The organism is Betaproteobacteria bacterium (genome assembly GCA_016709965.1).
Classification (GTDB): Bacteria; Pseudomonadota; Gammaproteobacteria; order Burkholderiales; family Rhodocyclaceae; genus Azonexus; species Azonexus amarohabitans.
In genome coordinates, this window is record JADJLT010000001.1 from 2,305,671 (window position 1) to 2,316,036 (window position 10,366).

Consider the following 10,366-nt stretch of genomic DNA (forward strand, 5'->3'; position numbering starts at 1 on the left):
CTTAATTGAACCAGAGGCGGATGGTGTCGATGATACGAGTGAAGATGTTGCCTAGTGGCACATTTTCAAGAGCTGTCACCGGATATTCGCCGTACACCTTGTCGTCAACCGTAACCTTGAGCATGCCAAGTTTCTGGCCTGCTTCGATCGGGGCAATCAGGCGCGGTTCGGCCACGAACTCTGACTTGACCTTTTCAGCGTAGCCCTTGGGGACGGCAATGGAAAGGTCGCTGGTAAAACCGGCCTTGACCTCTTTTTGGGCGCCCTTCCAGACGTGCAGTGAAGCAACCGCCTGATCCTTGGTGTAAAGCGACACCGCGTCGTAGGAAATGAAGCCCCAGTTGAGCAGCTTCTGCGATTCACTGGCGCGAGCGGAGTCGGAAACTGTGCCGAGAACGACAGAGAGCAGACGGCGCTTGTCGCGCAGGGCCGAGGAAATCAGGCAATAGCCGGCCGCTTCGGTATGCCCGGTCTTGACGCCATCAACCGTCGGGTCGATGTAGAGCAGGCGGTTGCGGTTCGGCTGGGTGATGCCGTTATAGGTGAACTCCTTCATCGAGTAATATTTTTTGTATTCCTCGGGGAAGTCACGGATCAGCGCGGAAGCCAGCAAGGAAAGGTCGCGCGCAGTAGTGTAGTGCTCCGGGTCGGGCAGGCCGGTGGAGTTACGGAAGCTGGATGACTTCATGCCCAGGCGCTGCGCTTCGCGGTTCATCATCTGCGCGAAATTCTCCTCGCTGCCAGCGATTGCCTCGGCCAACGTCACGCAGGCATCGTTGCCGGACTGGACGATCATGCCCTTGATCAGATCTTCAACGGGCACTTGCGTGTCGACTCGGACAAACATTTTGGAACCGCCGGTGCGCCAGGCTTTTTCGGAAACAGGCACCGCCTGCTCCAGGGCAATGGTCTTCTTGTGAATGGCGGCGAAGGTCAGGTAGGCCGTCATCAGCTTGGTCAGGGAAGCAGGTTCGAGGCGTTCGTCCGGCTTTTCCGAGGTCAGCATCTGGTTCGAGCCCATTTCGAGCAACAGCCAGGACTTGGCGGCGAGCGAAGGCGGAATGGGCAATTGCTGGCCCACGGCGTGGGAGGTGATGACGAGGCTAAGTACGAGAAGGGCGGTCTTGCGGAACAGCGACATTGGCGATTTCTTTGATTTGCGTTGGGGGCTGGAATTATACCCTTGGCTGCATCCCTGCTTGCGGCGCTGCGGCACAAAGCGCTTCAACGGCCGGGTGGCGAATGCGTCTTTCGTTGGAGATGGCGTAAATCTGCTCGCTGACGCCGGCCATCGAACCGAGCGGTACGGCTTCGAGTTGCGTCGATATCTGCTCGGCCAGCGCTAGCGGGGCCGGGAAAATACCCAGTCCTTCCCGGCCGAAGGTCGTCAGCAGGGCGCTGTCTTCGAATTCGCCAACAATTTTGGGGCGGATATTCGTATTTTCCAGCCAGCGGTCAATGTGTCCGCGGAGCGCGTGGTGGCGGGTCGGTAGCAGCATGGGCGCACCATCCAGATTGTTTGGAAAGCCTTGCTGGTAGCGCGTAGCCAGCGCCGAGGTGGCGAACAAGGCGGTGGCGAATTCACCGAGTGGCGTGCTGAATACCTTGAGATTGCCGCCAGCCGGGGCTGGCCGGTCGGTGAGGACGACGTCAAGCCGGTGCAATGCGAGATCGGCAAGCAGTGTGTCGAATTCGCCCTCATCGCAAATCAGCCGGACATCGGCCGGCATGCTGGTCACGGTGGATAGCAGGCGATAGGCCAGCAACTTAGGAATGCCGTCTGAAATGCCGGCTTTCAGACGAAGTGTGGCCTCGCTGCCGCTGGTTTCAACCGCTTCGGTCAGCGCCTCACCGAGCTGGAAAATCTGGTCGGCGTAGCCTTGCGCGACCCGGCCAGCTTCGCTCAGCACCAATCCCCGTCCCTGCGAGTTGAACAAGGCCTTGCCCAATTGTCGCTCCAGCAGCGAAAGCTGGCCGCTGATCGTCTGCACGGCGACGCCAAGCCGTTCGGCGGCGCGGGTCATGCTGCCTTCCTGGGCAACGACCCAGAAGTAATGCAGATGCTTATAGTTAAGTGGTGTCATGAGTTCTACAGAAAAAATCGAAGAGTGTTTCCATTTTGCTCCGGTTTTTTAGTTTGTTGCAACGCAATATCATTCACCTGTTTCTCTTTCGAGGAGTTCCAAATGAAACGAATTGTCCTTTTTCTTGCGACCAACCTCGCGGTCATGCTGGTTCTCAGCGTCGCTACCAGCGTGCTGGGCGTCAATCGCTACCTGACGGCGAATGGCCTGAACGTTGGCATGTTGTTCGCCTTTGCAGCCGTGATCGGCTTCGGCGGTGCCTTCATTTCGCTGCTGATGTCGAAGACCATGGCGAAATGGAGCGTCGGCGCCCGGGTGATTGAGGCGCCGAGTTCATCGACGGAAATGTGGCTGGTCGATACCGTGGCCAAGCTGGCCAAGCGCGCCAACCTGCCCATGCCCGAAGTGGCCATCTATGACGGCGAGCCGAATGCCTTTGCTACGGGCGCGACCAAAAACAACTCGCTGGTTGCTGTTTCCACCGGCCTGTTGCAAGGCATGACGCGCGATGAGGCCGAAGCGGTGCTGGCTCACGAGGTCGCGCACATCGCCAACGGTGACATGGTGACGCTGACCTTGATCCAGGGCGTGGTGAATACCTTTGTTGTCTTCCTGTCGCGTATCGTCGGTTATGTGGTCGATGGTTTCCTGCGTCGTGGTGACAGCGAAAACAGCGGCCCAGGCATCGGCTACATTGTCACCAGCATGATTTGCGAAGTGGTTTTTGGCCTGCTCGCCAGCACCATCGTTGCCTGGTTCTCGCGTCAGCGCGAATTTCGTGCCGATGCCGGGGCGGCTGGCCTGATGGGCTCGCCAGTGCCGATGCAGAACGCCTTGCGTCGCTTGGGCAACATGCATAGCGAACCGCTACCGCAAAACATGGCGGCCTCCGGGATTGCCGGTGGGCGCAGCTGGATGGCGCTGTTTGCGACGCACCCGCCGCTTGAAGAACGGATTGCTGCTTTGGGTCGCCGTTGATCGCGGCTATGAATAGACGACGAGAGACTGGAATGGGCTTGTGATGCATCGCACCAAAATAATGGGTTTCCTTCTGGGGGTAAGCGCGACGCTGGTCGTCGCGCAGCCCGAATACGATTTGCCCAGGCTAGAAGCACTGGCCATGGCGTCGAGTCGTTCCGTCCTGGCTGCTCGCGAGCAGATCACTGCGGCGCGCTATGCGGTTGATAGTGCCGGGGCTTTTCCCAATCCGGAACTGGAATACCTGAGCGGTACATCGCGCTCGCGCGGGCCGGGTAGCAATACTGGAAATGCCCGCAGCGTCATTCTGACCCAGCCGCTGGACATGCCGTGGCAGCGTTCTGCGCGGGTCGGCGCTGCCGAGGCCGGGCTGGATGCGACCACGGCGGCAGTCCGGATATTCGAGGCTGATTCGCTGGTCAGTCTGCGTCTGCGTTATTTCGAGGTGCTGCGCCGCGAGGCTGAACTAAAGACTGCCCGCGAGGACATGGCGTTGATGGAGAGCGTGCGTTCGCGCATTGCGCTTCGCGTCGAGACCGGCGAGGCACCGCGCTTTGAGCTGATCAAGGCCGATGCGGAAATGCTGAATGCCCAGAAAACGGCGCAGGCTGCAGAGTTTCGGGTTGAGCAGGCACGATCGCTGCTGCGGCGGAGTGTCGGCGGTGCGCTGCCGTCCGATTTCACGATGACCGGCGATTTGAGCAATGTTCCTGAGCTGCCGCACATCGATGGACTGCGTCAGAAGCTGGCTGAAACCAGCCCGGATCTGGCACGGGTGCGCGCTGAAATGGCGCGTGCCCAGCATCAGCTCGACCTTGAGCGTCGCCAGCGCTGGCCCAGCCTGGCCCTGAAAGCCAGCGTCGATGAAGACCCCGATACGCGCGCTTCAAAGTTTGGTGTGGTCGTTTCCATTCCGCTATGGAACAGGCGCAGCGGTCCGGTGGGCGAGGCCGCTGCGCAGTTGTCGCGGGCCCGTCATGAGTTGGCTGCCCAGGAGTTTTCGCTGGGTCAGCAGCTGGAGGTTGCCTTTCAGCAATACGAAATTGCCCAGTCGCAGGTGACAGCGCTGGAGGGCGGCATCGTCAGGCAGGCCGAGGCTGCCCTGAAGGTGTCAGAAGCCGCTTATCGCTTCGGCGAGCGTGGCTTTCTCGAAGTACTTGATGCGCAGCGTGTGTACCGCGCGGCGAGAGCCGAATTGATTGCGGCTCGTTACGAATTGGCCTCGGCCTGGGTTGACATTGAAAGGCTGCGGGCAATTCCCGGAGAAGCAAAAAAATGAAAAAAGCGCTATTTTTCCTGTTGACCGCAGCAATCCTGATGGGCTGCAACAAGGAGAGCGATCAGACGTCGGCGCAGAAGGTGCAGGACCCGATGCTGGTTACACCTGCTGCTGAATTGATCGCCCAGCTCAAGCTGGCCGACGTTGCCAGCCAGGCCGTGGCGGAAACCCTGCGGGTGGCGGGGCGTATCGATTTTGACGAGCAGCGTCTGGCGCGTATCGGTGCCACCGTGACCGGACGGGTCACAAAAATTGACGCCTTGCTCGGGCAGGATGTCGGCAAGGGCCAGGTGCTGGCCCAGCTGAACAGCAGTGAGCTGTCGAGCCAGCAACTGGCTTACCTGAAGGCACGGGCTCAGCTCGAACTCAACCGGCGCAATGCTGAGCGCGCCAAGGCGCTGTTTGATGCCGACGTGATCGGTGCCGCCGAATTGCAGCGCCGGGAAAGCGAATTCCAGATTTCTGTCGCTGAAGCGCGGGCGGCGGCAGATCAACTGAAACTGCTCGGCGTCAGTCCGGCTGCGATAGATCGCCTGGGCAAGCACGGTGCAGTGGATTCGGTGGCGCCGGTGGTGGCGACCATCGGCGGTGTCGTTGTCGAGCGCAAGCTGGCACAGGGGCAGGTCGTACAGCCGGCCGATTCGTTGTTTGTTATTGCCGATCTGTCGCGGTTGTGGGCGGTGGCGCAGGTGCCCGAGCAGCAAGTCAGTCAGGTCCGGACAGGACAGTCGGTCAGTATCGAGGTGCCGGCGCTGGGCAACGAAAAGCTGGTCGGAAAACTGATTTTTGTCGGGCAGACCATCGATCCGGAAACGCGAACGGTTCTGGTGCGCACCGAGCTGGATAACCGCGAAGGTCGTCTCAAGCCGGCCATGCTGGCCTCAATGCTGATTGAAGCCCGACCGGTTGACCGCCTTGTCGTGCCGGCTGGCGCCGTCGTTCGTGAAAATGACGAGGACCATGTCTTTGTCGCCGAAGGTGAATCTGGCTTCCGTTTGCTAAAGGTCAAGTTGGGGCCTGAGCAGCGCGGTGTGCGCGTCGTCCTTGGCGGACTCAAGGGCGGTGAAAAACTGGTGGTTGATGGCGCTTTTCATCTGAATAACGAGCGTAATCGCAAGGAAATGGAGGGGTCGTGATTGAGTCTCTCGTTCGTGCGGCGCTCAAGCAGCGCCTGATTGTCGCGGTCATTGCCGCCGTCCTCTTCTTCTTCGGCCTGAACGCCGCGCAGAAACTGTCCGTCGATGCTTTCCCCGATGTGACCAATGTGCAGGTGCAGATTGCCACCGAGGCGCCGGGCCGCTCGCCGGAAGAGGTCGAACGTTTCGCCACCGTGCCTTTGGAAGTGGCGATGACCGGTCTGCCCGGGCTGGAGGAAATGCGTTCGCTGAACAAGCCGGGTCTGTCGTTGATCACGCTGGTGTTCAACGACAAGACGGACGTTTATTTCGCCCGGCAACTGGTGATGGAGCGCCTGCTTGAGGTGGGCTCGCGTTTGCCAGCGGGCATTACGCCAGTGCTTGGGCCGGTGTCGACCGGGCTGGGCGAGGTCTATCAGTACACGCTGGAGCGAGCCGATGACGGCGACCGGGCCATGAGCGAAGAAGAGCTGATGAAGCGCCGGATTGCCCAGGATTGGGTGGTTCGCCCATTGCTGCGCTCGATTCCTGGCGTTGCTGAAATCAATTCGCAGGGCGGCTATGCCAAGCAGTATCAGGTGCTGGTCAATCCCGACAAGCTGCGGCATTTCGGGCTGAGCGTGGCCGACGTCTATCAGGCGGTTGGTCGCAACAATGCCAATGCGGGTGGTGGTGTCCTGCCGCAATATGCTGAGCAATATCTGATTCGCGGCGTGGGCCTGGTCCGCGATCTGGAGGATTTGCGCGCCATCGTGCTCAAGGAAAAGGATGGCGTGCCGGTATACGTCCGCGATGTAGCGGAGGTGCAGATCGGCCATGACGTCCGTCAGGGCGCCGTCATCAAGAACGGTACGACTGAAGCAGTTGGTGGCATCGTGATGATGATTGCCGGCGGCAACGCGAAGGAAGTGGTCAGCCGGATCAAGGCGCGCGTCGAGGAAATCAATCGCAAGGGCATGCTGCCCGACGGTCTGAAGATTGCGCCGTATTACGACCGTTCCGAACTGGTTGATGCTGCGCTGTGGACGGTGACCAAGGTGCTGCTCGAAGGGGTGGCGCTGGTCGTCATCGTTCTCTTCCTGTTCCTCGGTGATGTGCGCTCCTCGCTGATTGTCGTGGCGACGCTGGTACTGACGCCGTTGCTGACCTTCATGGCGATGAACAAGCTGGGCATTTCGGCCAATTTGATGTCGCTGGGCGGCCTCGCCATCGCTATCGGCCTGATGGTCGACGGCTCGGTGGTGGTCGTCGAAAACGCCTTCCTGCAACTTGGGCGCCACGCAAAAAGCGGCGAGAGCCAGTTGCGGGTGATTTTGCGTGCGGTAGTGGAGGTGGCAACGCCAGTCATCTTCGGCGTCGGCATCATCATTCTCGTCTTCCTGCCCTTGATGACCCTGCAGGGCATGGAAGGCAAGATGTTCGCGCCGCTGGCTTACACCATCGCCATTGCGCTGGCCATTTCGCTGGTGCTGTCGATGACGCTGACGCCGGTGATGACGACCTATCTGCTGAAGCCGCCGGCGCATGATGGCGATCACGATACCAAGCTGATCGCTGCCATGAAGCGCCGGTACTTGAAGATGTTGCATTGGGCGCTGGGTAATGAACGCAAGACAGTGATCCTGGCGGTCGTCGCCTTTGTGTTGACCATCGGTACGCTGCCATTCCTCGGCACGGCCTTTATCCCGGAAATGAAGGAAGGCTCGGTGGTGCCGGGTATCAACCGCGTGCCCAATATTTCGCTCGATGAGTCGATCAAGATGGAAATGGAGGCCATGCGGTTGGTCATGCAGGTGCCGGGCGTCAAGTCGGCAGTGTCTGGCGTAGGTCGCGGTGAATCGCCAGCCGACCCGCAGGGGCCGAACGAGTCGACGCCCATCGTCAGCCTGAAACCGCGCAGCGAATGGCCCCCTGGCTGGACGCAGGAGGATATTCAGGATGCCATGCGCGAGAAACTGAAGGTCTTGCCGGGCGTCCAGGTCGTCATGGCCCAGCCGATTTCCGACCGCGTTGATGAAATGGTCACCGGTGTGCGCTCCGACATCGCGGTCAAGGTCTTTGGTGACGATCTCGATCAGCTGAAGAAGATTGCCGGCCAGATCGGCAAGGTCGCCCAGACCTTGCAGGGCGCCCAGGATTTGCGCATTGAGCGGATCAGCGGGCAGCAGTACCTGTCCATCGAGATTGATCGGCAGGCCATTGCGCGCCTCGGGTTGAACGTTTCCGACGTCAACGATCTGCTGGAAACAGCGGTGGGCGGCAAAGTTGCTACCGAGATTTTCGAGGGTGAGCGTCGCTTCCCGGGGGTTGTTCGTTTGCCAGAGAGCTTCCGGAATAACGTCGAGGCCATTTCGAACATCCTGATCACGTCGCGCAATGGCGCCCAGGCGCGTCTGGCCGATGTGGCGAAAATCAGCGTGATGGATGGTCCGGCGCAGATTTCGCGCGAGCTGGGCAAGCGGCGCATCGTGGTTGGCGTCAACGTCAAGGATCGCGACCTGGGCAGTTTTGTTGCCGAGTTGCAGCAGAAAGTCGACGGACAGATCAAGTTGCCGGATGGCTATTACCTGGAGTGGGGCGGTCAGTTCCAGAACATGGAGCGGGCGCTGGGGCATTTGAAGATCATCATCCCGATCACCATCGCGGCGATTTTCTTCCTGCTCTTCCTGCTCTTCAATTCGCTGCGCTTCGCCACGCTGATCATCACCGTGCTGCCCTTTGCTTCCATTGGCGGCATCATCGGGCTGTTCATCAGTGGTGAATACCTGTCGGTGCCGGCGTCAGTAGGCTTCATTGCGCTGTGGGGCATCGCCGTGCTCAACGGGGTGGTGCTGGTGTCCTATATCCGCGGCTTGCGGGAAGCGGGCCGAAGCGTGCGCGACGCGGTGGTGGAGGGTGCCACGTTACGTTTTAGGCCGGTGATGATGACGGCCACAGTCGCCATGCTCGGCCTGATCCCGTTCCTGTTTTCGAGCGGACCGGGGTCCGAGGTGCAGCGCCCGCTGGCCATTGTGGTGATCGGCGGCCTGATTACCTGCACCTTGCTGACCCTGCTGGTCCTGCCCACCATTTACCGCTGGTTTGATGAAGAGGAGGTCGAGGCATGAAGGAAATCAAGGCGATCATTCGCCCCAACAAGCTGGCAGTCTTACGTGATGCACTGGTGGCCTTGCCTGGCTTTCCCGGCATGACGGTGACCAAGGTCGAGGGTTGTAGCGCACCGTCGAGACATGTGCCGGCGCGCGTCAGGATCAAGGATGAATTGACGGACTACAGCCCGAAGGTGCGAATCGAGATTGTGGCGCCGGACGAGGTGGCGGACGTTATTTTTCAGCGAGTGACTGAAGTGGCGCTGACCGGACATTATGGCGACGGCCTGGTCTGGATTACCGACATCGAGCGTGCCGCGTTCATTTTCAAGACGACGCAGGGACCGGGTTGATCGTTATATGCTTATGGAGTGTTTCGTTCCAGTGTGGAGGATTTCACAGCCAATTTGTCAGACGTTTCTAAAATTCGCGCTGTCGAGATGCCCTTTGGGGCTGAAGCTAGCTGAGAGTTATGGAAAATCCGAGAGCCCGGAGTTTTGGGACAACATTGCCGTCACCTGCTGAATTGCAGGAGGGCATTGCCAGTTTGTCGCGTGGTGCCTACTTCAAGGAGGCACCACTCGATATGATGTTGAGCATCCTGACCGAGTCAGCCGCACAGATGTCAGGTATCGAGCGTGTCAGCATCTGGGCGCTGACCGATCATCAACAGGAATTGCGTTGCATTGATTTGTATGAGCTGTCGGCGCGGCGTCACTCCAAGGGTGAATGCATCAAGGCCAGTCAGTACCCGGTGTATTTTCATGCCTTGCGCGGTGGCAGCAGTATTTCGGCCGATGACGCCTACATTCACCCGCTGACCACCGAGTTTGCGGCAGATTATTTTCCGCTCTACGGGGTGACTGCCGTGCTCGATACGCCGATTCACATTCGTGGTGAATTGCAGGGCGTTCTTTGTCTTGAGCAGGTCGGCTCCCGTCATCCGTGGACATCGGCACATGGCCTGTTCGCCCACGCAGTGGCCAACTTGATTACGCTGGCGCTGGTTGAGTACGAGGCCGACGAAGCCCGTAGTCAGGCCCATGCGGCCGATCTGCGTTTAAAGGCTGCTTTTGGTACCTGAATTTATTTTATTTGGCTATGTAATCTTTGCATGTTGGTCTATAACAAAGTTATCTGAATCAATCGGATAGGTGTTGCGATGAAGCCCAATGATTTCCGGAAACTGTCGAGTGCGTTGAAGGAATTGACGCCGCACCAGCGGCAAGTCTTGATGGATCGGCTGCAACCGGCGGCGCAGGAGTCGGCGTCCTACCAAGTGGTTGAGACCCGGATGACCGAGAAGCCGCACTGTCCGCATTGCGCACACGAGCAGGTTTCCCGCTGGGGTTCGCCAATGGCTTGCAACGTTATCGCTGCAACGCCTGTCGAGCGACTTTCAACGCCCTGACTGACACACCGCTAGCAGGACTTCGGCACAAAGCGAAATGGATGGACTATGCGAAACAGCTGGCTGAGGGGACGAGCATCCGCAAAAGTGCCGCTGCGGTGGGGATTCATCCCAACACGGCATTCCGCTGGCGCCACCGCTTCCTGAACTTGCCCAATGGTCAGCAGGCGATCAGCCTGGCGGGCATTGCTGAAGCCGATGAGACGTATTTCCTTGAGTCACAGAAGGGGCAGAAGACAAGGTTTGAGTCGTGCTCCCCGCAAGCGGGGCGGCAAAGCCAGTAAGCGCGGCCTGTCGGAAGAACAGACCGCTGTCCTGATTTGCCGGGATCGTACCGGCAACACCGCAGACTTCATCCTGGAGAAGGCCGATAAGGCACACCTCAGGCG

General features: G+C 59.5%; 8 protein-coding genes and 1 pseudogene. 7 read left to right on the forward strand and 2 right to left on the reverse strand.

The window, feature by feature from the left end:
* Nucleotide 1: 1 nt before the first annotated feature.
* On the reverse strand, nucleotides 2-1,141 hold the full coding sequence (locus IPJ12_11300) for a D-alanyl-D-alanine carboxypeptidase (GenBank protein MBK7647730.1): 1,140 nt from the start codon (nucleotides 1,139-1,141) through the stop codon (nucleotides 2-4).
* A gap of 34 nt (nucleotides 1,142-1,175) precedes the next feature.
* The gene (locus IPJ12_11305) at nucleotides 1,176-2,084 is read right to left on the reverse strand and encodes a LysR family transcriptional regulator (GenBank protein ID MBK7647731.1); all 909 of its coding nucleotides are present in this window, start codon (nucleotides 2,082-2,084) and stop codon (nucleotides 1,176-1,178) included.
* Nucleotides 2,085-2,186: 102 nt separating this feature from the next.
* Between IPJ12_11305 and htpX the strand changes: the two genes are divergently transcribed.
* From htpX to IPJ12_11340, 7 genes and pseudogenes are all read left to right on the forward strand, one after another.
* Nucleotides 2,187-3,062 carry a protease HtpX gene (gene htpX, locus IPJ12_11310; protein MBK7647732.1) on the forward strand — a complete coding sequence of 292 codons (876 nt, stop codon included), beginning with the start codon at nucleotides 2,187-2,189 and terminating at the stop codon, nucleotides 3,060-3,062.
* A gap of 43 nt (nucleotides 3,063-3,105) precedes the next feature.
* Nucleotides 3,106-4,341 carry a TolC family protein gene (locus IPJ12_11315; protein MBK7647733.1) on the forward strand — a complete coding sequence of 412 codons (1,236 nt, stop codon included), beginning with the start codon at nucleotides 3,106-3,108 and terminating at the stop codon, nucleotides 4,339-4,341.
* Entirely contained in the window at nucleotides 4,338-5,477 is a 1,140-nt protein-coding gene (locus IPJ12_11320) for an efflux RND transporter periplasmic adaptor subunit (GenBank protein MBK7647734.1), read from the forward strand. The genes IPJ12_11315 and IPJ12_11320 overlap by 4 nt, the downstream gene beginning before the upstream one ends.
* Nucleotides 5,474-8,584: an efflux RND transporter permease subunit gene (locus tag IPJ12_11325; GenBank protein MBK7647735.1), complete on the forward strand. Its 3,111-nt coding sequence runs from the start codon at nucleotides 5,474-5,476 to the stop codon at nucleotides 8,582-8,584. The genes IPJ12_11320 and IPJ12_11325 overlap by 4 nt, the downstream gene beginning before the upstream one ends.
* Complete coding sequence (locus IPJ12_11330) at nucleotides 8,581-8,919, forward strand: P-II family nitrogen regulator (GenBank protein ID MBK7647736.1); 339 nt, start codon at nucleotides 8,581-8,583, stop codon at nucleotides 8,917-8,919. The genes IPJ12_11325 and IPJ12_11330 overlap by 4 nt, the downstream gene beginning before the upstream one ends.
* 155 nt (nucleotides 8,920-9,074) lie before the next feature.
* A complete protein-coding gene (locus tag IPJ12_11335) occupies nucleotides 9,075-9,650 on the forward strand; it encodes a GAF domain-containing protein (protein ID MBK7647737.1) in 576 nt (191 codons plus the stop codon).
* Nucleotides 9,651-9,728: 78 nt separating this feature from the next.
* A pseudogene (locus IPJ12_11340) lies at nucleotides 9,729-10,366 on the forward strand (IS1595 family transposase).